Origin of the sequence: Pseudomonas sp. MYb193, from assembly GCF_002966775.1 — a bacterium.
Taxonomy (GTDB): Bacteria; Pseudomonadota; Gammaproteobacteria; order Pseudomonadales; family Pseudomonadaceae; genus Aquipseudomonas; species Aquipseudomonas paracarnis.
Genome location: NZ_CP023269.1, coordinates 1759998 through 1782302 on the forward strand (window position 1 = coordinate 1759998; position 22305 = coordinate 1782302).

Consider the following 22305-nt stretch of genomic DNA (forward strand, 5'->3'; position numbering starts at 1 on the left):
CATACGTTCGCGTGAAGCTTGAAGGTCATAAAAATAATGAAAACCCTGAAAACCCAAGTCGCCATTATTGGTGCCGGTCCTTCCGGATTGCTGCTCGGCCAACTGCTGCACAACGCTGGCATCCAGACCCTCGTTCTAGAGCGTCAGAGCGCCGATTACGTACAAGGCCGTATCCGCGCCGGTGTGTTGGAACAGGGCATGGTCGACCTGCTGCGCGAAGCCGGCGTCAGCCAACGCATGGACGCCGAGGGTCTGGTGCACGACGGGTTTGATATTGCCCTCAATGGCCAACTCACCTCCATCGACCTCAAGGCCTTGACCGGCGGCCAGTCGGTGATGATCTACGGCCAGACCGAGGTCACCCGCGACCTGATGGCCGCCCGCGCAGCCGCGGGTGCCATCACCCTGTACGAAGTCTCCAATGTTCAACCCCATGACCTGAAAAGTGAACAGCCGTGGCTGACCTTTGAGCATGAAGGCCAAGCCTGTCGCCTGGAGTGCGACTACATTGCCGGCTGCGACGGTTTCCATGGCGTGGCCCGCCAGTCGATACCGGCGCAAGCGCTGAAGGTGTTCGAACGGGTCTATCCCTTCGGCTGGCTGGGCGTGCTGGCCGACACGCCGCCGGTACATGCCGAGCTGGTGTACGCCAAACATGCGCGGGGTTTTGCGCTGTGCAGCATGCGGTCGCCGACCCGCAGCCGTTACTACCTGCAAGTGCCGGTCGAAGAGAAGCTGGAAGACTGGGCGGATGAACGTTTCTGGGATGAACTCAAAAACCGCCTGCCCGGCTCGTTGGCCGAACGATTGGTGACCGGCCCGTCGATCGAGAAAAGCATCGCGCCGCTGCGCAGCTTTGTGGTGGAACCCATGCAGTACGGGCGCCTGTTCCTGCTCGGCGATGCCGCGCACATTGTGCCGCCCACCGGTGCCAAGGGCTTGAACCTGGCAGCCAGTGATGTGAGCACCTTATTCCGCATCTTGCTCAAGGTGTACCGCGAAGGGCGCCTGGACTTGCTGGAAAAATACTCGGCAATCTGCCTGCGCCGGGTGTGGAAAGCCGAGCGGTTTTCCTGGTGGATGACCTCGATGCTGCATCAGTTTCCCCAGGCGGATGACTTCAGCCAGCGTATTGCCGAAAGCGAACTGGACTATTTCATTCGCTCTGAGGCCGGGCGTAAAACCATCGCAGAAAATTACGTCGGCCTTCCTTATGAGCCTATCGAATAGCCTGCTATCGTATCGAGCATTCCCACCGGTGACCGTTGCCTGTGGGCCCTGCTCGAAGGTTCTGCCGTGACACACCTCAATCAGCCCGCTCCAACCGTTCCCGCCGTGCGCAGTATCCTGGTCGCGCTGATGATGGCGATCTTCCTGGGTGCCCTGGACCAGACCATTGTCGCCGTGTCCATGCCGGCCATTTCCGCACAGTTCCATGACGTCAACCTGCTGGCCTGGGTGATCTCCGGCTACATGGTGGCGATGACCGTGGCGGTGCCGATCTACGGCAAGCTCGGTGACCTGTATGGGCGCCGCCCCATGATGCTCATCGGCATGGGCGTGTTCACCCTCGCGTCGCTGTTCTGCGGCCTTGCGCAAAGCATGGAGCAACTGGTGCTGGCGCGGGTTCTGCAGGGTATCGGCGCTGGCGGGATGGTCTCGGTGAGCCAGGCGATCATTGGCGACATTATTCCTCCCCGCGAACGGGGACGTTATCAGGGGTATTTCAGCAGCATGTACGCGGTGGCCAGCGTGGCCGGGCCAGTACTGGGCGGTTATATGACCGAGTACCTGTCGTGGCGCTGGGTGTTTTTGATCAACCTGCCACTGGGCGTCGGCGCCTGGTACGTGGCCCATCGCACCCTGGTGGGGCTGCCGGTGCCGCAGCGCAAGCCGATCATCGATTACCTCGGCACGGTGCTGATGATCGTCGGCCTCACCGCCTTGTTGCTGGGCATCACTGAAATCGGCCAGGGCCATTCGTGGCGTGACGATCAAGTGCTGGGGTTGCTGGCCTGCGCACTGATGGCGTTAAGCGTGTTTGTGTGGCACGAACGCCGGGCGCGGGAACCGCTGTTGCCGATGCACTTGTTTGCCAACCGCAGTGCGGTGTTGTGCTGGTGCACGATTTTCGTCACCAGCTTCCAGGCGATTTCCCTGACGGTGCTGATGCCCCTGCGCTACCAGACCGTGACCGGCGCTGGTGCCGACAGCGCAGCCCTGCACTTGCTGCCGTTGGCGATGGGCTTGCCGATGGGCGCGTATTTCGCCGGGCGCATGACCTCGGTGACCGGTCGTTATAAACCGATGATCCTCAGCGGCGCGTTGTTGAGCCCCTTGGCGATCCTCGGCATGGCCTACAGCGCGCCCCAGGCGGTGGCGTTTACCAGCGTCTTCATGTTGTTGTGCGGTATCGCCGCCGGTATGCAGTTCCCGACCTCGTTGGTGGGGACGCAGAACTCGGTGGAGCAGCGGGATATCGGCGTGGCCACCAGCACCACCAACCTGTTTCGCTCCCTGGGCGGAGCAGTGGGGGTAGCTTGCATGTCGGCGTTGCTGCTGGCGCTGTTGCACGATTCCAGTTTCGCCCATTTGACGAGCGGCGCACTGGTGGCCGAAGGCAGTTCCGGCAACGTACTGCTCGACGGCCTCAACGCCGCACCCGGCCCGGCGCAGGATGCGTTGCGCGGCGAGCTGGCGGTGACGTTCCGGCATTTGCTGATGGTGAGTGCGGCGGTGTCGCTGCTGGGGTTGGCAGCAGCGATAGCGATGCCGAATCGGGTACTGCGCGGCCGTGAAGACAACGTTAGATAAGCGGACGCGGAGCGTCCCAGGCGGCGTTCCCACGCAGAGCGTGGGAACGATCAGGATCAGGGGCTGTAATACCCCACCGCAACCATGAAATGCCCGCTCTTGCGCACATAGGCATGCTTGTTCTCGACCTTGCCGGTCACCGGGTTTTTCCAGCGGTATTTGTATTCGCCCTGGTCCTGTTCGGCCATCATCTGGAGGATCGGCACACCCACCGGTTTGCCATCCGGGTCCTTGATCTTGGCAAAATCGGTGTTGAGCAGCCGCAGGTTGGTGCCATGGGCGACGTAGCGCCGCGTGTTCAGGTCCACCACAAACACGTAGAGATCATCTTGCAGGAAACCGCTCTGCAAGGAGTTGATCGCCTTGAGCGTGCCGGTTTCATCCTTGACCAACGCCTCCACCGCCTTGTTGCGCAGCGCCCGTGCCTGTTCCGGTGTGGCGCGCGGCAAGTAATACCCGACTGCCAGGATGCGTTCGCCCACCCGCTGATAAAACACGTGCTTATGTTCGACCTTGCCGTCATTCCAGTTCTGCCAGCGGTAGTCAGCCTGCTGGATACCCTGGTCTTCCGGCACGCTCAAGGCTTGTTTGAACGAGGCTTGCAGGTCGGGCCCGAGTACCTCGGACACGTCGCGACCGATCAGCGCGGAGGAGGGCCCGCCACTGGCCAGCAGCACGCCTTTTGTATCGACCACAAACACATAGCGGTCCTGGTCGATGAACTCGCCCTGACGGCTGAAGGCGGCGAAGGCCTTGTCACCTTGCTTGTGGTAGTACGCCAAGGCCTTTTCCAGCAGGGCCTTGGCGGCTTGGGCATCCGCTTCCTGTGCCGTGGCGGCATGCACCTGACTGCAACACAACAGCAGCAGCCAGGTGAATCGGAGCAGTCTCTTCATTTTACCCGTCCCTCGTTCTTGTTGGTGTGCCAAGAGCGTAGACGGTTGGCGGCAAATCAGAAGGGTTTGGTCGGCAGGTATTTGCCGTCCAGGGTGATGACCGCACGGGAGCCGCCGTCCGGGTCTTCGACTTTCTTGATGTCCAGTTTGAAGTTGATGGCGCTGATGATGCCGTCGCCGAATTGCTCATGCACCAGGGCCTTGAGGGTGGAACCGTAGACCTGCAGCATTTCATAGAAACGGTACATGGTTGGATCGGTCGGCACACCGCTCGGGAAGCTGCCGCGCAGTGGGACGCTTTGCAGCAGGCGGCTGGCGTCCTCGTCGAGGCCGAGTTTGCCGCACACGATGTCGGCCGCCTCCTTGGGCAGCGGGTGCTGGCCGAGCAGGGCAGCGGTGACGAATGCCAGGCTCAGCCCGGTGCCGTCGGTGAGGTCCTGCCACGACAGGTTTTTGCGTGCCTTGAGGTCGATAACGGTGTCGGCCAGGGCCAGGCGTGGGGTTTGAGCGAATTGGGATTGCAACATGGTGAGGTCCTCTTGGGTTGAATAAGGTTCAGGCGGCGTGGGCGCGGGTGCTGGGGTGGTCGAGCAGGGAGACGAAGCGCCCGGTGTGCCCGTCCAAAGCGTCGATGCCGCCGGTTTCGATGTCGTACACCCAGCCATGCAGGTTCATCCGGCCTTGTTCCAGCGCCAGGGCGACCGAAGGGTGGGTCTTGAGATTAGCCAGTTGGGCGACCACGTTTTCGCGCACCAACGAATCCAGGCGTGCAGCGTCCGATACGTGCGTGCGGGCGGCATTGATCACCTTGGCCGACTCGGCATGGCGTAACCAATTGGCCACGGCGGGCAGGTGGTCCAGGCATTTGCAGGTGGAAATCGCGGTCATTGCGCCGCAGTCCGAATGCCCACAAATCACAATGTCGCTGACGCCCAGCACCGCTACGGCATATTCGACTGTGGCCGACACACCTCCCGGCTCCGGGCCGTAGGACGGCACTATGTTGCCGGCATTACGGATGACGAACAGGTCACCGGGTTCCTGCTGGGTCAACAGCTCGGGGACTACGCGGCTGTCAGAGCAGGACACGAACAAGGTGCCGGGGTTTTGCGTGGTCGCCAGGTGTTTGAACAAGTCACTGCGCGGGGTAAAGGCTTCACGTTGGAATTTGCGAAAGCCGTCGATGAGATGCTGCATGGTGGTTCTCCTTGCGTCGCTGATGGGGCAAGGATGGAAGTTTTCGGCTATAGCGTCCAAGACCGGTTTATTATGCTTTCTATAAGTCCTGCCTATAGTTGGAGCGCTGCCCATGCTGTTGCGTCATATCCGTTACTTGCTGGCCGTTGCCGAGCATCGCAACTTCACGCGTGCCGCCGAGGCGCTACATGTCTCGCAACCGACCTTGTCGCAACAGATCAAGCAACTGGAAGAAAGCCTGGGCGCGCCACTGCTGGACCGCTCCGGGCGCAGTGTCAGCCTGACCGACGCGGGGCAGGCCTATGTGCGTTATGCGCGGCTGGCCTTGCAGGATCTACAGGCCGGCACCCGCGCCATACATGACGTGCAGGACCTGCGCCGAGGGCATTTGCGCCTGGCCATGACGCCGACCTTCACCGCCTACCTGATCGGCCCGCTGTTGGCACGCTTCAATGCGTTGTATCCCGGCATCACCCTGAGCATTGAGGAACTGACCCAAGACCGCATCGAAGCCGCCCTGGGCGAAGACCTGCTGGATATCGGCATCGGCTTTACCGGCGAGCATGGGCTGGAGATCGACTGTGAGGCGCTGTTTGTCGAAGAGCTGAGCCTGGTCGTCAGTGCCAGCCATCCCGAACGCACACAACCGGCCTGGCTCGAACACCCCCTGGTGCTACTGAACACAGGCTTCGCCACCCGCCGCTACATCGACGACTACTGCCACCAGCAAGGGGTTAAACCGCAGATTGCCATGGAAGCCAATTCCATCAGCGCGATTATCGAAATCGTGCGCAGCACGCCCCTGGCAACCATCCTGCCCCGCGCACTGGCCGAGTCTCAGGCGGGCCTGCATGCCGTGGCCATTGACCCACCATTGCCGCAGCGCACCGCGGCACTCCTGAGCCGCAAGGGCGCGTATCGCAGCGCTGCGTGTGCGGCGTTTGTAGCGTTGATCAAGGCGTAGGCCGAACCGACGCCCCAGGATCCCAATGTGGGAGCTGGCTTGCCCGCGATGACGGCCCGCCAGCCGACGCCTTTCTACCTGATGCCCCGCGATTCAAATGTGGGAGCTGGCTTGCCTGCGAAGACGGCCTGACAGTCAACACCGTGGATTGTGTACATATCCATTCCTGCGGTAACGGCCACCTAGGGTTCCGCCCTGACGGCGGGTCACTTTGGAAAAGAGCCCCAAATCACTGTCGAATTACGGCCAGCGTGGTTTAACGGGGCGCCTGAGATCAAAAGCAGATCAAGATCAAGAGCGACTCGCTTCGCATCGTGGTTACCGTCGACCGTTACAGCGTTGTGTAGATACTTATAGCTATCGCAGGCAAGCCAGCTCCCACAGTTAGATCGCGTCGGCCACATTCAAGGCGCAGCCAACCACTGCCCCACAATCCCCGCATACGCCCCCGTCGCCACACTCAAATGCAACCACTGATCCACGTAACTCTTCCAGGCCACATCATCGCGCGGCAACAAAAACGCTTTTTCACTGTACTGCATCGGTTGCTCCGGGTTGACCGCACACAACCCAGGCTTGAGCTTCTGCTGATAACGCGCCTCGCTGGCGTCGGTAATCATCACATCGGCTTTGCCCGCCAGCAGCTCATCAAAAATCGTCACGTTGTCATGCAGGCGAATCTGCGTCTGGCCCAAGTGCGCACGGGCAAACACTTCATTGGTGCCACCGGCGGGTTCGATCACTCGCACCTGGGGCTGGTTGATCTGTTCCACCGTCTGGTAGCGCTGCACATCGGCGCAGCGCACCAGTGGGATCTTGCCATCGACCCCGAGAGACTGGCTGAAGAAGGCTTTTTTCTGACGTTCCAACGACACGGAAATACCGCCCACCGCGATGTCGCAGCGTTGGGCCAGAAAGTCCGGCATCAGGGTTTTCCAGGTGGTGGGCACCCAGTTGATTTTGGCGTTGAGGCTCTTGGCCAGGGACTCGGCCATGGCAATGTCGATACCTTCATAGCCGCCGTCGCTGCGCAGCGAGGTGTAAGGCTTGTAGTCGCCGGTGGTACACACGGTGAGGGTGCCGCGCGCAATCACGTCGTCAAGGCGAGATGCAGCGGTGTCGGCCTGGGCGACAGTGGCCAGGCTTGCCAGTACACAGAGGGCCAGAGGCGCTTTCATGGGGTCGAATCCTTGGGGCACGGTCGGGGGCTCATTATTTCCAGCACAGGGCAGGGTGGCAAGGCGCGGTGAATGTTTAGCCAAACTGCAACCAAACTCCATCAAGCCTGAATTTACTCGCGTATCCTCGCGTGTGACGCTCAAGTCTTTCTATCACTGTGGACCGCGCATGCACGCTTGCCCCGACACTCACACCGCGACATTGCCGTCTGCGCTTGCGTTCTGGGCCTTGTTCCATTGCCGACACGCGCGCCCGCCAGATACCTCTCTCCTACGTTGATCTACCCCCATGGATGACGCACACCTGTGCGCATCTGCCCGGCGGTGCCTGCGCGCTTGCCTGACGCAAACGTATGAGAATTCCCATGAGTGTTTTTGCCAGCCTGCATGAAGCCCAGACTTTCCTTGAACAGAACTCCGATATTGAGATGTTCGAGCTGTTTATCCTCGATAACAACGGCGTACCGCGCGGCAAGCTGCTGCACCGCGACGAACTGCTGGCGGTGTACGAAAGTGGCCGGCCTCTGCCCAGTACCATCCTCGGCCTGACCATCAATGGCGATGACGTAGAAAACTCCGGGCTGGTCTGGGAGGTAGGGGATATTGACTGCCGCGCCTACCCGATCAGCGGCAGCTTGCAGCGCATGCCATGGCGCTTGATCCCCACCGCAGCGGTGCAAGTCAGCATGCACCCCACCGAAGGCCTGCCCGCCACCGTGGCCGACCCCAGGCACCTGCTGGCCAATGTTATCGAGGCGCTCAAGGCCGATGGTTATTACCCGGTGATGGCGGCGGAGCTGGAGTTCTATCTGCTCGACCAGAAGCCCGACAGCAACGGCCGCCCGCAACCGGCGCGGGATGTGGATGGCAATCGCCCGCGTTCGACGCAAGTCTACGGCCTGCGCGAACTGGAGCAGATCGAGCCGTTTCTTGCCGACCTCTACAGCGCCTGCAAGCTGCAAGGGATTCCGGCGCGCACGGCTATCTCCGAGTACGCGCCGGGCCAAGTGGAAATCACCCTCGAACACCGCACCGACGCGCTGCAGGCGATGGACGAAGCCGTGCGCTACAAACGCCTGGTCAAGGGCGTGGCACACAAACATGGAATGACCGCCTGTTTCATGGCCAAGCCGTTTGACGACCTGGCCGGCACCGGCATGCACATGCACGTCAGCCTGGCCGATGCCCAGGGCAATAACCTGTTTGCCAGTGAAGCGACCGACGGCACGCTACTGCTGCGCCAGGCCTTGGGCGGCATGCTCAGTACCTTGCTCGATTCCCTGTTGATGTTCTGCCCCAACGCCAACTCTTATCGACGCTTCCAAACCAACAGCTATGCGCCGCTCGCTGCCACCTGGGGCGTGGACAACCGCACCGTCAGCCTGCGCGTGCCCGGTGGCCCGGCTCAATCGCGGCATATCGAACACCGCATCTGCGGTGCCGACGCCAACCCCTACCTGGCGGCTGCTGCGATCCTGGCCGGCATTCATCGAGGCATCCGCGAACAGCTCGACCCTGGCGCCCCGGTGCAAGGCAACGGCTACGCCCAGGCCAAGGAACTGCTGCCCACCGACTGGCTGACCACCTTGCGCGCGCTGGAAACCTCCCGCTGGGCACCGGATGCGTTCGGGCGCGAATTCCTCGGCGTTTACCTGGCGGTCAAACGTGCCGAATACCGTCAGTTCATGGGCGAGGTGGGGGAGCAGGATTGGCGGTGGTACTTGCATCAAGCGTGACCGGTTTTAGCGGGGTGGGCTTTCGACCTTTTTTTCACGTTGCGAAGGTTAAGCTGCGGATCAAGGTCGTTCACTACCGTTTCATTCACATGAGCCCGCGATGTCGCCACAACCTCCATCCTCCATCGAGACCGAATTCACCGAGCGCTATGACCGTGAGCATGCCAGGGGCTGTGGCGACCCGCGTCCGCCCAGGCTGTTGCAGCGCCTGTCGGCGTGGCGCGATGCGCGGTTGGTACGCCAGGCCCTGAAAGTGGCGGGCGAGCCAGGGCTTATCCTCGACCTGGCGTGTGGTTCCGGGCGCTTCTGGCCGGTGCTGGCCGAACACGTCAACCGTGTGATCCTGGCCTCGGACAACTCCCAGGCGATGCTCGATCACGCGCGCACCCATCACCCGGGCGGGTTGCTCAAGCGTGTCAAAACATTCCAGGGCTCGGCGTTTTCCATTGGCCTTTCGGCGAATGCGGTGGACTGCATTTTCTGCCTAGATTTGTTTCGCCATGTGCCCGACAGCGATGCACGACTCATGTTATTGCACGAGTTTCACCGCGTCAGTCGCGACACGGTGATTGTTGCCGTGAACGTGGGCACGCCGGTAGAGAGCGAGTTTCGCCAAGCCGGCTTCAAAATCCTCAATTACCAAGAGTTCCTGCCGGGCTCGCGGCGATGGTGCGTCTACGTTTTGCGTAAGAGAGGATAACGCCTGTTTGTCGGACTATTCTTCATCTCCTATCGGAGTTTTCATGATGGCGTGTGCACTGCGGATGCTCGCTAGCCCCTTTCGCGATATATACTGCGCGCCATTCTTCAAGGGAGAGCCGTGTGGCCATCGATATTCACTGGATCTGCGACAACGATAGCCTCGGCCAGCATTGCGCCGAATGGCAGCAGTTGCCATTCGTCGCCCTCGACACCGAATTCATGCGGGTCGACACCTTTTACCCTATTGCCGGGCTGATCCAGATCGGTGATGGCGTGCGCGCTTACCTGATCGACCCCCTGACCATCGACAATTGGCAACCCTTGGCCGCCTTGCTGGAAAACCCTGCGGTGATCAAGGTGGTGCACGCCTGCAGTGAAGACCTGGAAGTGCTGTCGCGCCTGACCGGCAGCTTGCCGGTGCCATTGTTCGACACCCAATTGGCAGCGGCCTACCTCAACCTCGGTTTTTCCATGGGCTACTCGCGCCTGGTGCAGGCGGTGTTGGATATCGAGTTGCCCAAGGGTGAAACCCGCTCCGACTGGCTGCAGCGGCCATTGTCGGAGACGCAGATCAGCTACGCCGCCGAAGACGCGGTGCACCTGGCCGAGGTTTACACCCGTCTGCGCCCGCAACTGTCGGACGACAAATACGCCTGGGTACTGGAAGACGGCGCCGAATTGGTGGCCAACCTGCGCCGCGAGATCGACCCCTACGAGGTGTACCGCGACGCCAAGCTGGCGTGGAAATTGTCCCGTGCCCAACTCGCGGTGTTGCGTGAACTGTGCGCCTGGCGCGAGCAGCAGGCCCGTGCTCGCGACTTGCCGCGCAACCGTATTATTCGCGAACACTCGTTGTGGCCCCTGGCCAAATCCCAGCCGGATAACCTCGCCGCCCTGGGCAAGATCGAAGACATGCACCCGCGCACCGTGCGCCAGGACGGCCAGTTTTTGCTGGACCTGATCAAACGCACCGGTAGCGTGCCCATGGACCAATGGCCGCCTGCCGTGGCTGAGCCGTTACCCGTGGACGCTGCCGCGTTGATCAAGCAACTGCGGGCCCTGGGCCAAACCTTCGCCGAGCGCCTGGACATGGCGCCGGAACTGATGCTGCGCAAGAAAACCCTCGAAGCCCTGGTTAAAAGTGGCTACCCCGATGGGCCTTACCAATTGCCAGACTCGCTGCGTGGCTGGCGCCGCGAGTTGATGGGCCAGGCGTTGCTCGACAGCCTGGCCAATGCCGGAGAACAGCCTTGAAACGTATTTGCTCCATCTACCGCAGCAAGAAAAAAGACGGCATGTACCTCTATGTGCTCAAAAGCGATGCCCTGGAGCGCGTACCCGAGCCGTTGATGGAAGCCTTCGGCAAGGCGCATCACGCCTTTGACATGGTGCTGACGCCGGAGCGCAAGCTGTCGCGCGAAGACATCGCCGTGGTGCTGGAAAACCTCGACAAGCAGGGCTACCACCTGCAAATGCCGCCGGCCGAGGACGAGTACATCGAGCACTTGCCCGAAGAGCTGCTGCGCCGCAACGACCCGATGTGATCGACCAGTGCCCGCTTCAGGGCACAGCTTCAATGGAATCGTATTAGAGGACGGTGGCCGTAAGGATGCGGGCGGCCGTCTGCACTGTTTTTTCAAAGGTTTGAACCATGCGTGTTCTGATTGCTGAACAGGATCATCCGCTCTACGCCCAATTGCTCAGGGACGCCGCCCCAGACCTCGAAGTGCTGACCAGCGGCGATTCGGCCGAGCTCTCGCGCCTGGCCGCCGACTGTCCGGTGTGGCTGGGCCAGCCCGATCTGTTGGCTACCCTGCTGCGCCAGGGCCATCATCCGCAATGGTTGCAATCGACTTGGGCGGGCATCACGCCGTTGCTGGCCGACGGCTTGCCTCGCGACTATCGCCTGACCCGAGCGGTGGGCATTTATGGCCAGGTCATGGCCGAGTTTGTCCTCACCTACATGCTGGGTCACGAGCGCGAAGTGCTGGCGCGGTTGGTCAGCCAGGTAGAGCGCAAGTGGGATAACCGCATGGGCCAGAGCCTGGCCGGGCGCAAGGCGCTGATCGTCGGCACCGGTGACATCGGCCAGCGCGTGGCCGAGTTTCTGCTGCCATTCGGCGTGCAGTTGTATGGCATCGCCAGCCAGGGCCGCGAGCAGGCACCGTTTATCGAAGTGGCCGGGCTCGACCAGTTGGGCCGGCTGGTGGGGGAGGTGGATTACGTGATCAACCTGCTGCCCAACACGCCTGATACCCATGACCTGTACGACGCGGCGCTGTTCAAGCAATTCAAACCCACCGGTTTGTTTATCAACGTCGGACGCGGCGTGGCGGTGGTGGACGCCGACCTGGTCGAGGCGCTCAAAGAAGGGCACCTGGCCGGCGCGGTGATCGACGTGTGCCGTCAGGAGCCCTTGCCGCAACGCCACCCGTTCTGGACGGCATGGGGTTTGCTGTTGACCGGGCACAGCTCGGCCCCGACCTCGCCGCCAATGATGGTGGAGTTGTTTGTGCAGAACCTGCGGGCGTATCAGGCCAAGCAAGCGCTGCGCGGGGAAGTGGATTTCGAGCGCGGCTACTGACAAAACGCGGAAAAATGTGGGAGCGGGCTTGCTCGCGAATGCGGTGGATCAGTCAACACATTTTGTGGCTGCCACACCGCATTCGCGAGCAAGCCCGCTCCCACATTGAGTGTATGCAAGTCTTAGAGACTGAAGTCACCCTCGGACACCAGCTCGCTCAACGGCTTGCGCGGGCTCGGCATTTCGCGCCCTTGCAGGTACTCCGGCAAACTCGACTTGTCACCCAGCTTGCCCACCGCCACCGCCGCATGCAGCGCATAACCCTGGGGAATCTTGAGCTCCTTGCGGGTCAGTTCCTGGTCGAAACCGGCCATGCCGTGGGTGTGCCAGCCACTGAGGCTGGCTTGCAGCGCCAGGTGGCCCCAGGCCGAGCCGGTGTCGAAGGTGTGCCACAGCGCCGGGGTTTCTTCGGTAGCACCCGGGGCGATGAAGTCGGTTTTCGACGCGATGATGACCAGGGCCGACGCATGCTGCGCCCAATTGCGGTTGAATTCATTCAGCAGGCCCAGGAAACGCTCCCAATCCGGCGTGTCACGGCGCGCATACAGAAACCGCCACGGCTGCGAGTTGTAGGCCGAGGGTGCCCAGCGTGCGGCTTCGAAGAAACTCAGCAAGGTCTCTTGCGGGATGCTTTCGCCGGTAAAGGCACGGGGCGACCAGCGCTCGGTGAATTGGGTGTGGATCGGATAATCGGCAACACGGGGGTTATTGCTCATGGACAGACCCTGATGAAAAAAACGGGATTCAAAACTACTGCGCCCACCCAGGCCTGACAAGTCTTGCAACACCGTCAGTCGTAAGCGCTTGGCCCCAACGGGCTTGGGCACTAGACTGGCGGCCTTTTCACCTTCCGATACTGATGCAGAGCCATGGCCGCCAAAGTCGAACCTTTCTGGATACGCAAAACCCTTGAGCACCTCGACCAAGAGGAGTGGGAGTCATTGTGCGACGGCTGTGGCCTGTGCTGCCTGCAAAAGCTTGAGGATGAGGACGACAACAGCGTCTATTACACGCGTATCGCCTGCAAACTGCTCGACCTGAAAACCTGCCAGTGCACCGATTACCCCAACCGCCGTGCCTCGGTGCCTGATTGCATCCAGCTCACGCCGGGCCAGGCCGACCAATTCAAATGGTTGCCGCCGACCTGCGGTTACCGCCTGGTCAGCGAGCGCAAGGACTTGCCGCTGTGGCATCACCTGGTCTGCGGCGACCGTGACGCGGTACACCACGAACGCATTTCCCAGTCCGGGCGCATGCTCAGCGAAGGCAGCGTGCCCGAGGACGACTGGGAGGATTACCTGATTTTCCGCGCAGGCTGAACGAGGAGTGTGTATGAAGGTGGCCGCCAAGTGGGCCGCGGGCCTGGTCGTGCTGGCGCTGAGCGGGCCGGGCTGGTGCGCGAAGAAAGTCGACCTGGATTACCACATCAAGCTGTTGCCCCAAAGCCAGCAGGCCGAGGTGCGCGTCAGCCTGTCCCAGGGCGCGGCGGTGCGCAGCCTGAACTTCGACCTGGGCCGCGACGGTGACTACAGCGACTTCAAGGCCGATGGCCAGTGGCAAGTCACGGGCAACCGTGGCCTGTGGCAACCCAGCCCTGACAAGGCCAGCCTGACCTACCGGGTGCGCCTGGCCCATGTGCGCAAGCCCGGCGTGTATGACACACGCATCACGCCCGGCTGGGCGTTACTGCGCGGCGAAGACCTGGTGCCGGCCGCACGTCTCGACCAGCAAGACGGTATCGAGCTGGTCTCACGTCTGATGTTCGAACTGCCGACGGGTTGGAAGAGCGTCGAAACGGCCTGGCCGCGCATCGGCCAGAACAAATTCCGCATCGACAACGTGTCCCGCCTGTTCGACCGCCCCACCGGCTGGATGCTGGCGGGCAACCTCGGCAGCCGCCGCCTGCGCCTGGGTGAAACCGACGTCACCGTGGCCTCGCCCAAGGGCCAGGGCATGCGCCGCATGGACGTGCTGACGTTGCTGACGTTTGTCTGGCCCCAGGTGGAAGCCGCGTTCCCGCGCCATCCCGGCAAACTGTTGATTGTCGGTGCCAATGACCCGATGCGGCGGGGCGCTTATTCGTTACGCGATTCGATCTACCTCAACAGCCGCACGCCGCTGGTGGGCGAAAATGGCAGCAGCCCGCTGCTGCGCGAAGTGGTGCAGGCCATCGGACGTTTCAATGACCACGACAGCAGTGACTGGATCAGCGAGGGCTTGGGCGAGTACTACGCGATTGAGCTGATGCGACGTGCCGGTGGCATCACCGATGAACGCTATGCGGCGATCCAGGCGCGGCTGACCAAAGAAGGCAAAGATGTCACCACTCTCAAAGGCGAGCACGTCAACGGCGCGACGCTGGCGCGTTCGGTGGTGGTATTGCAGGAACTGGACCGTGAGATCCGCGTGAAGACCCACAACAAACGCTCCCTGGACGATCTGGCGCAGGCGGTGATGCGGGTGAACAGCGTCAACACCAAAGAATTCGTGCAGTTGGCCGAGAGCGTGATCGGTGAGTCGTCGGTGGTACTGGATTCCAAATTACTGCGCTGAGCAACAAAACTGTGGGAGCAAGCCAGCTCCCACATTTTAGATCTTCACAGTCTTGAAGACAGGGATCAGGCTTTAGGTTTCACCGCCTTTTCAGCCGCCACTTCAGCCTTGGTCTTCAGGTTCTTCAACTCTTCACCGGCACGTTCGATCTTGGTGCGCACGCTGTTCATTTCCTGGCGGCCCTGTTCCAGTTTGTCCTTGAGCGAACTGTGCCCGGTAAAGCCACGGGCCAGTGCTACGCCACCAATCGCCACCTGGATCAAGCCGAAAATCCCGCCGCGGCGCAAGCCTTTACCCACCATCATTACCCCGCCGGCCACCGAGCCGATGCGCTCCCAGCCATGCACGTTCTGGGTGGGTTGAGGCTTCAAGGGTGTGGCTTCGATGATAGGTCGCAAGGTTTTGCTGTCGCTCATGATCAGTCTCCAACAAGGGCAAGTGTTACTAGCTGACTATGCGCACGTGCCGGATGTTCCCGCAATGTCAGTACTTGGGGCCCGAACGGGTGTTATTGCCCTTGGCCAGGCGGTCGTAGAGCACCACGTTGACCGTAGCCGCCAGGTTCATGCAGCCGGTGGTGGGGATGTACACCACGTCCTCGCACCAGTCGCGGATCTCTTTGTCCAGGGAGCCGTCTTCGGGGCCGAAGATATACAGCGCGCGGTCGGGGTGGGTGTATTCAGGCAGCGGACGGGCGCCTTCGACCAGTTCCACGGCTACCGGAATGCAGCCCAGGGGCAGGATCTTTTTCAGGTCGTCGATGCCGATCAGCGGGATATCGTGGTGCACCTTCTTGGTGTCGGTGATGAAATCCCGGGCGCGCTCGTAACGCACGCCGGTGTAGAACACCGAGGCCACGCCGTAGCAGCCGGCGGCACGCATCACCGAGCCGACGTTTTCGGGGGATTTGGGGTTATACAGACCGATGCAGCTGTAGCGTTTATTGCCCACGGGGAAGGGTGCCTTGAGAAAAACGGCGATTATACGGCCTGGGGGGATGCAGTGCTTGGGCGATCGCATCGCGGGCAAGCCCGGCTCCCACAGGGAAATGCATTCCTACTGTGGGAGCTGGCTTGCCTGCGATGAGGCCGGAACAGGCAAAGAAGAACGTTAGTCGTCCTTCTTCATCAACCCCGCCAATGCCGCAAACGGGTTGTGCGTCGCCTTGGCAATGCTCGGGCTGCTGGTGGAGCCTTCGCCGAAGTACTGCTGGTCGGTGTAGCGCGAGTGTTCGTTGTCGTGGCAGTACAGGCACAGCAACTCCCAGTTGGAACCGTCCTGGGGGTTGTCATCATGGTTGTGGTTGCGGTGGTGGACGGTCAGTTCACTCAAGCGCTTGCCGGAAAACTCACGGGCGCAGCGGCCACACACGTGGGGGTACATCTTCAAGGCTTTATCGCGGTAGCCCATTTCGCGGTCGCGCTGGGCATCGGCGAGGATGCGGTCCAGCTTGGCGGTGTGGGAGGGCGGGTTGTTCGAGCTCATCATGGCTCCTGGCTATTATTGGGTGGTTCACGGACAAGGTTGATTCTAGCCGCTCCCACAGGGGATTGGCGCTATTGAATCAACCGTGATCAGCCCTTGAGCTTCTCTGCAATCCAGATGGTATGCCGCGTGCCCTTGTTGCCATGGGCAAACACTTGCACTTCCTCGGCCTTGAAACCGGCCTTGCGCAGTTTGTCACTGAACAGCTTGTCGGCACTGGCCGACCACACCGCCAGCACGCCCTTGGGCCGCAGGGCCTTGGCGCACGCGGCCAGGCCACTGGCCGAGTACAGCCAACTGTTAGCTTTTTGCGTGAGCCCCTCGGGGCCGTTGTCGACGTCGAGCATGATCGCATCAAAGCCTTGGGGCTCGGCCTGCAGTACCTTGGCCACGTCTTCCAGGCGGACCACGGTGCGCGGGTCCAGCAGCGGGCGACCGGATTTCTCCCCCAGCGGCCCACGGTTCCATTCCACGACGCCGGGCACCAGTTCGGCCACCACCACTTCGGCGCTCTTGCCCAAATGCTTGAGCGCCGCGGCCAAGGTAAAGCCCATGCCCAGACCGCCGATCAGCACCCGTGAACCCGGGCGCCCGGCCACTTTGCGGCAGGGAATCTCCGCCAGGGCATCTTCGGAGCCATGCATGCGCGTGTTCATCAACTGGCCACCGTCACCGCCCTGGATCTTGATGACGAAGTCCTCGCCGTATTCGAACAGGCACAAGGCACCGCCGTTGTCGGGGATTGGGGTGGTGTCGAGCAGAACGAAACGTTTCATGGAAATCTCATTGGGAAGGGCATTCTTGCGCGGTTGGGAGTAGCCTTAGGGCATTCCGGTCAGGCCATGGAGCCATCGATGAAGTGCAGCATTCTAACGGTCATTGTGTTGAGCGCGCTCGCATTGGGTACCGCGCAGGCTCAGGAGTTACAAACCGTACCGGTCGCGCCCACGCCAACCCCAGGCGCGCCGGGCACGCCAACACCCACGTTGTACCCGCAAGTCACGCCGCCCGTTGCGCCCAAGACCCAGAATGGCTCGCCGCCGCTGGCGCCCATCGTGCTGCCGGCGCCGCCCAAGGACCAGACGGTCCCTGGCCTGCAGCAGAACGACAGCAAGCCGAAAACGCCGGGCGGTTAGACCAACCCGAGAGCCTTGAACACAAAGGCATATTCGAGGGCGACGTCACGTAGCCCCTGATAGCGCCCGCTCATGCCGCCATGGCCGGCGCCCAGCTCGGTCTTGAGCAGCAGCAGGTTGTCGTCCGTCTTGATATCCCGCAGCTTGGCCACCCACTTGGCGGCTTCCCAGTACTGCACGCGGCTGTCGTTATAGCCGGCGATCACCAGCGTGGCCGGGTAAGCCTGGGCGCTGACGTTCTCGTACGGCGCGTAAGCCTTGATGCGCGCATACACCTCGGGTTCCTCGGGGTTGCCCCACTCGTCGTACTCGGTGATGGTCAGCGGCAGTTCCGGGTCGAGCATGGTATTGAGCACATCGACGAACGGCACTTCGGCAATCGCCGCCTGGAACAATTCCGGACGCTGGTTGAGCACCGCGCCGATCAACAGGCCGCCGGCACTGCCGCCGCTGATCGCCAGTTGCTGGGAGGTGGTCAGGCCCTCGGCGATCAAATGTTCGGCGCAGGCGATAAAGTCGCTGAAGGTGTTCTGCTTGTGTTCCTGCTTGCCGTTGCGATACCAGGCTTCCCCCAGCTCACCGCCGCCGCGCACATGGGCGATGGCAAACGCCACGCCACGGTCGAGCAAGCTCAGGCGCGCATGGGAGAACCACGGGTCCAGGCTTGAGCCGTAGGCACCGTAGCCATATAGGTACAGCGGCGTCGGCTTGCCGAGCTGGTCACGCTTGACCACCAGGCTGATGGGTACCTGAGTGCCGTCGGCGGAAGTGGCCCACAGGCGTTGGCTGACGTAATCGTCGGCGTTGAAGACGCCCAGCACCGGAGTTTCCTTGAGCACGACCTGTGCGCCTGTCGCCAGCTCAAGCTGGCGCACTTGGGCCGGGCGATTCAAGGCCTCATAGCGCAGGCGGATCTTGTCGCTGGGAAACTCCAGGCTGTTCTGCACGTAGAGGCTGTAGGCGGCGTCAGGCAATTGCACCCGATAGGCCGGCACATCCTCCGGGTGCACTTCGATGACTGGCAGGCCACCGATGCGCAGGCTCAAGGTCATGGCGTTGGCGTTCAGGCTCACGCCGTCGAGCATGACCTCGTCGCTGTGGGGGATCAGGTTCTGCCAGTCCGCTTCGGTGGGCGGCGTGCCGGTGTCGGCGGCCACGTACAGCGCATGGTTGATGCCGTCGCGGTTGCTGCGGATAAACCAGGTCCACTGGCCATTGCGCTTGCCGTGGTCGACGTCGTATTCGTGGTCTTCGACCCGTGGCGCCAGGCAGGTGAAGGCCAGGTGCGGTTGCTCGGCGTCCAGCGCCCAGACTTCGCTGGTGGTCTTGCTGCCCAGGGCCAGCAACAGTTGGCGTTCGGAGCTTGAGCGGTAGCAATGCAGGAAGAAACGGCCGTCGGGCTCGTGGAACACTTCCTGCGCGGCGGTGCCGTCCAGGCGATAGCGATACAGCTTGTGTGGGCGATGGGTGTCGTCCAGTTCGCCGAAAAACAGCGTCAGGCTGTCATTGGCCCAGGTCATGCTGCCATCGCAGTTGTCGAACGCCAGTTCGCTGACCTTGTCGGTCGCCAATTCCTTCACGAACAGGGTGTAAATCTCTTCGCCGCTGGTATCGAGGCTGTAGGCCAGGCGTTGGTGATCGGGGCTGATGCTGAACGCGCCCAGGGAGAAAAAGCCGCCATTGGCCAGCACGTTCGGGTCCAGCAACAGCTCTTCGCTGCTGGTGTCCACCTGGTTGCTGTCATCGGCCGGGCGGCGGCAGCGGTAATGGCGGGCGTATTCGTCGCCGGCGGTGGTGCGGGTGTAATACAGATACGGGCCCCAAGGGGAGGGCAGCGACAGGTCAGTTTCCAGAATGCGGCCCTTGATCTCGTCGAACAGGGTCTCGCGCAACGCTTGCTGATCGGCCAGTTGGGCTTCCTGCCAGGCGTTTTCGGCCTTGAGGTAGTCGAGCACCTCAGGGTTGTCGCGTTCTTGCAGCCAGGCATACGGGTCTGGGCCTGGGGCCTTGCGGGCAATCGGTGCGGTGGAAATAGGCATGGATAATTCCCTATCTGGCAGACGGTGGCAGGCATTGCAGCCGCGACACGCAAAAGCCGTTATCATAGCCGCCTGTTTGCCAACCTTGCCATGGACACCATGACCGAGAACGACTATCTAACCGCTTGGGGCCTTTACGCCTTCGCCGCTTTGGGCTGCCTGTTGGTGTGGTGGCGCATGACCCGCTGGATCTGGCGCTGGCTGCGCGAGCCCCTGCAATTGCTGATGGCGGTGTTGCTGCTCAGCCCGACCATTGTCGACCCGGTCAAGACCCAGTTTGCGCCGGCCGTGGCCATTACCGCCCTGGACCTGGTGCTCAAGGTCGGCAACAACGCTTGGCGCGCCATTTCCGATCTGTTCATGTACACGATGATCGCGTTTGCCCTGTACATCGTGTTTGTGCTGATTCGCTGGCCCATCGAGCGCGCCGCCAATGCTCGCCGTGAGCGCAAGGCGGCTGCGGATGCGGCCTTGGCCGCCGAGCCGGAAGACGACGAACCGTTCCGTCGTCCGGCGCCTGCCGGTGGTATGCGGGTCGAACCGCGCCTTTAACGTTGTTTGCCCTGCAGCGAGAGCCCTGGCATGTGTGAATTATTGGGCATGAGTGCCAACGTCCCCACCGATATCGTGTTCAGCTTTACCGGGCTGATGCAGCGCGGTGGGCGCACTGGCCCGCACCGCGACGGCTGGGGCATTGCCTTCTATGAAGGCCGCGGCCTGCGTCTGTTCCAGGACCCGGCTGCCAGTAGCGAGTCGGAAGTCGCATTGCTGGTTCAGCGTTACCCCATCAAGAGCGAAGTGGTGATCGGCCATATCCGCCAGGCCAATGTGGGCAAGGTCAGCCTGGCCAATACCCATCCGTTCGTGCGCGAGCTGTGGGGGCGTAACTGGTGTTTTGCCCACAACGGCCAACTGGCGGACTTCAATCCCCGCGCCACCTTCTACCGCCCGGTGGGCGATACCGACAGCGAAGCGGCGTTCTGCGACTTGCTCAACCGTGTGCGCGAAGCCTTCCCCGAGCCGGTGGACATCGAACAGGTGCTGCCCGACCTGATCGCCGCCTGCGCGGAATACCGCAGCAAGGGCGTATTCAACTGCCTGCTCAGCGACGGCGACTGGCTGTTCTGCTATTGCTCGACCAAGCTGGCACAGATCACCCGGCGTGCGCCTTTTGGCCCGGCGCGGTTGAAAGATGTCGACGTGATCGTCGATTTTCAGGCCGAAACCACCCCCAATGATGTGGTAACGGTGATCGCCACCGAGCCGTTGACCGACAACGAAAACTGGACCCGCTACGAACCGGGCCAATGGAGCCTGTGGCGACGCGGTGAATGTGTCAGCCAGGGCGTTACCGAGTAAGGAATCGAGCATGTTGCTTAGCTATCTGCGGTTAGTGCTGTTTGCCGTTGGCTTGTTGGTCGGCGTGCAGGTGCCGGGGTTTATCAATGACTACGCCAAGCGCGTCGAAGCCCACCTGATCGAGGCCCAGACCGGCTTGCGCGGTTTCGAGTCCACGGCGCAGCAGTTCTTCAACGGTGATATGCAAGCCTTGGTGGCGCATTACCGCGCCAGCGATGACCCGGTATTCCAGAGCGACGCCAGCAGCCTGGGCGCTATGCTCGATCGCCAGCTCGAGTTGGACAAGCAATACCAGGCCATGCAAGGCCCGTGGTACATCCGTGCCCTGCAAGTGGCGGTGGCTGCCGACCCGGATATCCGTCTGGAGACCTGGAATGGCTACAGCTACCAGATTCTGCTGACGCCTGAAGCCATGGGCTGGGGCCTGGGCGGGGCGATGCTGTTGTCGTTCGGCATTGAATGCCTGTACCGCTTGATCGACTGGGTGGTGTTGGGCGGCCGGCGCCTGCGCCAGAGCCGGCCCATCGAAGAGCGGGACCTCAAGGGCCTCTGATCAAGGACCGACTCGGTCCAATGTGGGAGCTGGCTTGCCTGCGATAGCGGTGGGTCAGTTACCGATGTGCAGGCTGACCCACCGCTATCGCAGGCAAGCCAGCTCCCACAGTTTTGGGAACGATCAGTCGGGTTTATGCAGTTGCATGCGTTCTGCACCGACTTGCTCGGCATAGCGGGCGACGACTTTCTGGCACAACCCCACAATTTCCTCCACCAACTCCACCCCCACGCGCCACGACACCACTACTTGCAAGTTCGGCAGGCGCTGGGCCATGGGCAGCATCACCAATTCCCCTCGCTCCAGCTCTTCGCTCACCAGCACCGGCGGCAGTGCGCCGATGCCGAAGCCATCGCGCAGCAACCGGGTAATCGCCGACACCGAGTTCACGCAGTTCATGCGCGGTGCGGCCACGCCATTGGCCTGCATCAAACTCAACACGTCCTGATGCGGGTGAGAGTTTTTCGAGTAGGTGATGATGCGCTCCTGGGCCAGTTCGGCGAGGGAGGCGTAGTCGCGGTTGTAGATCGACTGGCTGGCCACTATCCAGGCCATGGGGTGGCTGGCCAGTTCCAGGCTGCGCACGGTTTCCAGACGCAGCAGGTCGGTTTGCAGGATCAGGTCAAGAAAGCCTTTTTGTAGCTGATCGCTGAGGTTAAGCGCGGTATCGGCGATCAGCTCGATCTCCACCAGCGGGAACAGCTTCATCAGTTCAGCGACCAGCGGGCTGAGCCAGGTGTGGATCACCGTGTCCATCGCGCCGATCCGAATGCGCCCGACCTTGCTGCTGGTGGTCTCCAGAGACTGCTTCAAACCCTGCATGGTCACCATCATTTGCTCGGCATAGTCGAGCACTTTCAAGCCTTCCGGGGTCAGGCTCACGCCTCGCGAGTCACGCAGGAACAGCTTCACGCCCAGCTCGCTTTCAAGCACGGCAATGCGGCTGGAAATCGAGGCCTGGGTGGTGAACAGCTTCTCGGCCGTGAGCCGGAAGCTCTTGAGCCTGGCCACCCAGACGAAGGTTTCGAGGAACTTCAAATTCATGGGATCAACTTTTTCTTATGCATGGATCGGTTTTTATTAGTTGGACGTCGCACCGGGCAAGCGCC

Annotated in this window: 25 protein-coding genes; 14 read left to right on the forward strand and 11 right to left on the reverse strand. The window is 61.8% G+C overall.

Annotated elements, in window-relative coordinates:
- Positions 1-45 precede the first annotated feature (45 nt).
- Both pobA and CLM72_RS08290 read left to right on the forward strand, forming a co-directional pair.
- Positions 46-1230: a 4-hydroxybenzoate 3-monooxygenase gene (pobA, locus tag CLM72_RS08285; RefSeq protein ID WP_177430950.1), complete on the forward strand. Its 1185-nt coding sequence runs from the start codon at positions 46-48 to the stop codon at positions 1228-1230.
- 66 nt (positions 1231-1296) lie between these two features.
- Complete coding sequence (locus CLM72_RS08290) at positions 1297-2814, forward strand: MDR family MFS transporter (protein ID WP_105226153.1); 1518 nt, start codon at positions 1297-1299, stop codon at positions 2812-2814.
- A gap of 56 nt (positions 2815-2870) precedes the next feature.
- On the opposite strand, the gene CLM72_RS08295 is transcribed toward CLM72_RS08290, so the two are convergent.
- Genes CLM72_RS08295 through CLM72_RS08305 form a run of 3 tightly spaced genes read right to left on the reverse strand, consistent with a single transcriptional unit; the run spans position 2871 to position 4907 of the window.
- Entirely contained in the window at positions 2871-3710 is an 840-nt protein-coding gene (locus CLM72_RS08295) for a cache domain-containing protein (protein WP_105226154.1), read from the reverse strand.
- 56 nt (positions 3711-3766) lie between these two features.
- The gene (cynS, locus tag CLM72_RS08300; RefSeq protein WP_014717475.1) at positions 3767-4237 is read right to left on the reverse strand and encodes a cyanase; all 471 of its coding nucleotides are present in this window, start codon (positions 4235-4237) and stop codon (positions 3767-3769) included.
- A 28-nt stretch (positions 4238-4265) separates the two neighbouring features.
- Positions 4266-4907: a carbonic anhydrase gene (locus CLM72_RS08305; protein ID WP_054919998.1), complete on the reverse strand. Its 642-nt coding sequence runs from the start codon at positions 4905-4907 to the stop codon at positions 4266-4268.
- A gap of 112 nt (positions 4908-5019) precedes the next feature.
- Here CLM72_RS08305 and cynR point away from each other — a divergent pair, with 112 nt between their 5' ends.
- Positions 5020-5871, forward strand: coding sequence for a transcriptional regulator CynR (cynR, locus tag CLM72_RS08310; RefSeq protein ID WP_105226155.1), 852 nt, complete (start codon positions 5020-5022; stop codon positions 5869-5871).
- A 404-nt stretch (positions 5872-6275) separates the two neighbouring features.
- Here the strand turns inward: cynR and CLM72_RS08315 are convergent, their stop codons facing one another.
- Complete coding sequence (locus tag CLM72_RS08315; protein ID WP_105226156.1) at positions 6276-7049, reverse strand: transporter substrate-binding domain-containing protein; 774 nt, start codon at positions 7047-7049, stop codon at positions 6276-6278.
- A 365-nt stretch (positions 7050-7414) separates the two neighbouring features.
- Here CLM72_RS08315 and CLM72_RS08320 point away from each other — a divergent pair, with 365 nt between their 5' ends.
- From CLM72_RS08320 to CLM72_RS08340, 5 genes are all read left to right on the forward strand, one after another.
- Positions 7415-8785, forward strand: coding sequence for a glutamine synthetase family protein (locus tag CLM72_RS08320; protein ID WP_105226157.1), 1371 nt, complete (start codon positions 7415-7417; stop codon positions 8783-8785).
- A 100-nt stretch (positions 8786-8885) separates the two neighbouring features.
- Complete coding sequence (locus CLM72_RS08325; protein ID WP_014717480.1) at positions 8886-9485, forward strand: class I SAM-dependent methyltransferase; 600 nt, start codon at positions 8886-8888, stop codon at positions 9483-9485.
- A 122-nt stretch (positions 9486-9607) separates the two neighbouring features.
- Complete coding sequence (gene rnd / locus CLM72_RS08330; protein ID WP_014717481.1) at positions 9608-10741, forward strand: ribonuclease D; 1134 nt, start codon at positions 9608-9610, stop codon at positions 10739-10741.
- Entirely contained in the window at positions 10738-11031 is a 294-nt protein-coding gene (locus CLM72_RS08335) for a YcgL domain-containing protein (protein ID WP_003189597.1), read from the forward strand. Before rnd ends, CLM72_RS08335 begins: the two co-directional genes overlap by 4 nt.
- 107 nt (positions 11032-11138) lie before the next feature.
- On the forward strand, positions 11139-12071 hold the full coding sequence (locus CLM72_RS08340; RefSeq protein WP_105226158.1) for a D-2-hydroxyacid dehydrogenase: 933 nt from the start codon (positions 11139-11141) through the stop codon (positions 12069-12071).
- A 122-nt stretch (positions 12072-12193) separates the two neighbouring features.
- On the opposite strand, the gene CLM72_RS08345 is transcribed toward CLM72_RS08340, so the two are convergent.
- Positions 12194-12787: a nitroreductase family protein gene (locus tag CLM72_RS08345; protein WP_003189601.1), complete on the reverse strand. Its 594-nt coding sequence runs from the start codon at positions 12785-12787 to the stop codon at positions 12194-12196.
- A 153-nt stretch (positions 12788-12940) separates the two neighbouring features.
- Between CLM72_RS08345 and CLM72_RS08350 the strand changes: the two genes are divergently transcribed.
- Positions 12941-13390 (forward strand): YcgN family cysteine cluster protein, encoded by a 450-nt coding sequence (locus tag CLM72_RS08350; protein WP_003172524.1) that lies wholly within the window; start codon positions 12941-12943, stop codon positions 13388-13390.
- Between the two features lie 13 nt (positions 13391-13403).
- Positions 13404-14624 (forward strand): hypothetical protein, encoded by a 1221-nt coding sequence (locus tag CLM72_RS08355; protein ID WP_105226159.1) that lies wholly within the window; start codon positions 13404-13406, stop codon positions 14622-14624.
- A gap of 65 nt (positions 14625-14689) precedes the next feature.
- Here the strand turns inward: CLM72_RS08355 and CLM72_RS08360 are convergent, their stop codons facing one another.
- From CLM72_RS08360 to CLM72_RS08375, 4 genes are all read right to left on the reverse strand, one after another.
- Entirely contained in the window at positions 14690-15040 is a 351-nt protein-coding gene (locus CLM72_RS08360; protein ID WP_019818260.1) for a DUF2892 domain-containing protein, read from the reverse strand.
- A 67-nt stretch (positions 15041-15107) separates the two neighbouring features.
- Positions 15108-15575 carry an RNA methyltransferase gene (locus tag CLM72_RS08365; protein WP_003189607.1) on the reverse strand — a complete coding sequence of 156 codons (468 nt, stop codon included), beginning with the start codon at positions 15573-15575 and terminating at the stop codon, positions 15108-15110.
- Between the two features lie 159 nt (positions 15576-15734).
- Positions 15735-16109 (reverse strand): YajD family HNH nuclease, encoded by a 375-nt coding sequence (locus tag CLM72_RS08370; protein WP_003189609.1) that lies wholly within the window; start codon positions 16107-16109, stop codon positions 15735-15737.
- Positions 16110-16198: 89 nt separating this feature from the next.
- Positions 16199-16885 (reverse strand): spermidine synthase, encoded by a 687-nt coding sequence (locus tag CLM72_RS08375; protein WP_034126624.1) that lies wholly within the window; start codon positions 16883-16885, stop codon positions 16199-16201.
- Positions 16886-16963: 78 nt separating this feature from the next.
- Between CLM72_RS08375 and CLM72_RS08380 the strand changes: the two genes are divergently transcribed.
- The gene (locus CLM72_RS08380; RefSeq protein ID WP_034126625.1) at positions 16964-17245 is read left to right on the forward strand and encodes a hypothetical protein; all 282 of its coding nucleotides are present in this window, start codon (positions 16964-16966) and stop codon (positions 17243-17245) included.
- Here CLM72_RS08380 and CLM72_RS08385 read toward each other — a convergent pair.
- A complete protein-coding gene (locus CLM72_RS08385) occupies positions 17242-19284 on the reverse strand; it encodes a S9 family peptidase (RefSeq protein WP_105226160.1) in 2043 nt (680 codons plus the stop codon). The genes CLM72_RS08380 and CLM72_RS08385 overlap by 4 nt on opposite strands.
- 24 nt (positions 19285-19308) lie before the next feature.
- On the opposite strand from CLM72_RS08385, the gene CLM72_RS08390 reads away from it, so the two are divergent.
- The 3 genes from CLM72_RS08390 to CLM72_RS08400 are packed head-to-tail and all read left to right on the forward strand — an operon-like array spanning position 19309 to position 21196.
- Complete coding sequence (locus CLM72_RS08390; RefSeq protein ID WP_034126627.1) at positions 19309-19836, forward strand: hypothetical protein; 528 nt, start codon at positions 19309-19311, stop codon at positions 19834-19836.
- 30 nt (positions 19837-19866) lie between these two features.
- The gene (locus CLM72_RS08395) at positions 19867-20643 is read left to right on the forward strand and encodes a class II glutamine amidotransferase (RefSeq protein WP_003189615.1); all 777 of its coding nucleotides are present in this window, start codon (positions 19867-19869) and stop codon (positions 20641-20643) included.
- 10 nt (positions 20644-20653) lie between these two features.
- Positions 20654-21196, forward strand: coding sequence for a DUF2937 family protein (locus CLM72_RS08400; RefSeq protein ID WP_034134972.1), 543 nt, complete (start codon positions 20654-20656; stop codon positions 21194-21196).
- Positions 21197-21319: 123 nt separating this feature from the next.
- Here CLM72_RS08400 and CLM72_RS08405 read toward each other — a convergent pair whose 3' ends face one another.
- The gene (locus CLM72_RS08405; RefSeq protein ID WP_034126629.1) at positions 21320-22240 is read right to left on the reverse strand and encodes a LysR family transcriptional regulator; all 921 of its coding nucleotides are present in this window, start codon (positions 22238-22240) and stop codon (positions 21320-21322) included.
- Positions 22241-22305 lie beyond the last annotated feature (65 nt).

Coding starts and splice junctions, on each gene's coding strand:
- CLM72_RS08295 (WP_105226154.1), bottom strand. CDS start 3,710: ATGAAGAGACTGCTCCGATTCACCTGGCTGCTGCTGTTGTGTTGCAGT.
- cynS (WP_014717475.1), bottom strand. CDS start 4,237: ATGTTGCAATCCCAATTCGCTCAAACCCCACGCCTGGCCCTGGCCGAC.
- CLM72_RS08305 (WP_054919998.1), bottom strand. CDS start 4,907: ATGCAGCATCTCATCGACGGCTTTCGCAAATTCCAACGTGAAGCCTTT.
- cynR (WP_105226155.1), top strand. CDS start 5,020: ATGCTGTTGCGTCATATCCGTTACTTGCTGGCCGTTGCCGAGCATCGC.
- CLM72_RS08315 (WP_105226156.1), bottom strand. CDS start 7,049: ATGAAAGCGCCTCTGGCCCTCTGTGTACTGGCAAGCCTGGCCACTGTC.
- CLM72_RS08320 (WP_105226157.1), top strand. CDS start 7,415: ATGAGTGTTTTTGCCAGCCTGCATGAAGCCCAGACTTTCCTTGAACAG.
- CLM72_RS08325 (WP_014717480.1), top strand. CDS start 8,886: ATGTCGCCACAACCTCCATCCTCCATCGAGACCGAATTCACCGAGCGC.
- CLM72_RS08340 (WP_105226158.1), top strand. CDS start 11,139: ATGCGTGTTCTGATTGCTGAACAGGATCATCCGCTCTACGCCCAATTG.
- CLM72_RS08345 (WP_003189601.1), bottom strand. CDS start 12,787: ATGAGCAATAACCCCCGTGTTGCCGATTATCCGATCCACACCCAATTC.
- CLM72_RS08350 (WP_003172524.1), top strand. CDS start 12,941: ATGGCCGCCAAAGTCGAACCTTTCTGGATACGCAAAACCCTTGAGCAC.
- CLM72_RS08355 (WP_105226159.1), top strand. CDS start 13,404: ATGAAGGTGGCCGCCAAGTGGGCCGCGGGCCTGGTCGTGCTGGCGCTG.
- CLM72_RS08360 (WP_019818260.1), bottom strand. CDS start 15,040: ATGAGCGACAGCAAAACCTTGCGACCTATCATCGAAGCCACACCCTTG.
- CLM72_RS08370 (WP_003189609.1), bottom strand. CDS start 16,109: ATGAGCTCGAACAACCCGCCCTCCCACACCGCCAAGCTGGACCGCATC.
- CLM72_RS08375 (WP_034126624.1), bottom strand. CDS start 16,885: ATGAAACGTTTCGTTCTGCTCGACACCACCCCAATCCCCGACAACGGC.
- CLM72_RS08380 (WP_034126625.1), top strand. CDS start 16,964: ATGAAGTGCAGCATTCTAACGGTCATTGTGTTGAGCGCGCTCGCATTG.
- CLM72_RS08385 (WP_105226160.1), bottom strand. CDS start 19,284: ATGCCTATTTCCACCGCACCGATTGCCCGCAAGGCCCCAGGCCCAGAC.
- CLM72_RS08395 (WP_003189615.1), top strand. CDS start 19,867: ATGTGTGAATTATTGGGCATGAGTGCCAACGTCCCCACCGATATCGTG.
- CLM72_RS08400 (WP_034134972.1), top strand. CDS start 20,654: ATGTTGCTTAGCTATCTGCGGTTAGTGCTGTTTGCCGTTGGCTTGTTG.
- CLM72_RS08405 (WP_034126629.1), bottom strand. CDS start 22,240: ATGAATTTGAAGTTCCTCGAAACCTTCGTCTGGGTGGCCAGGCTCAAG.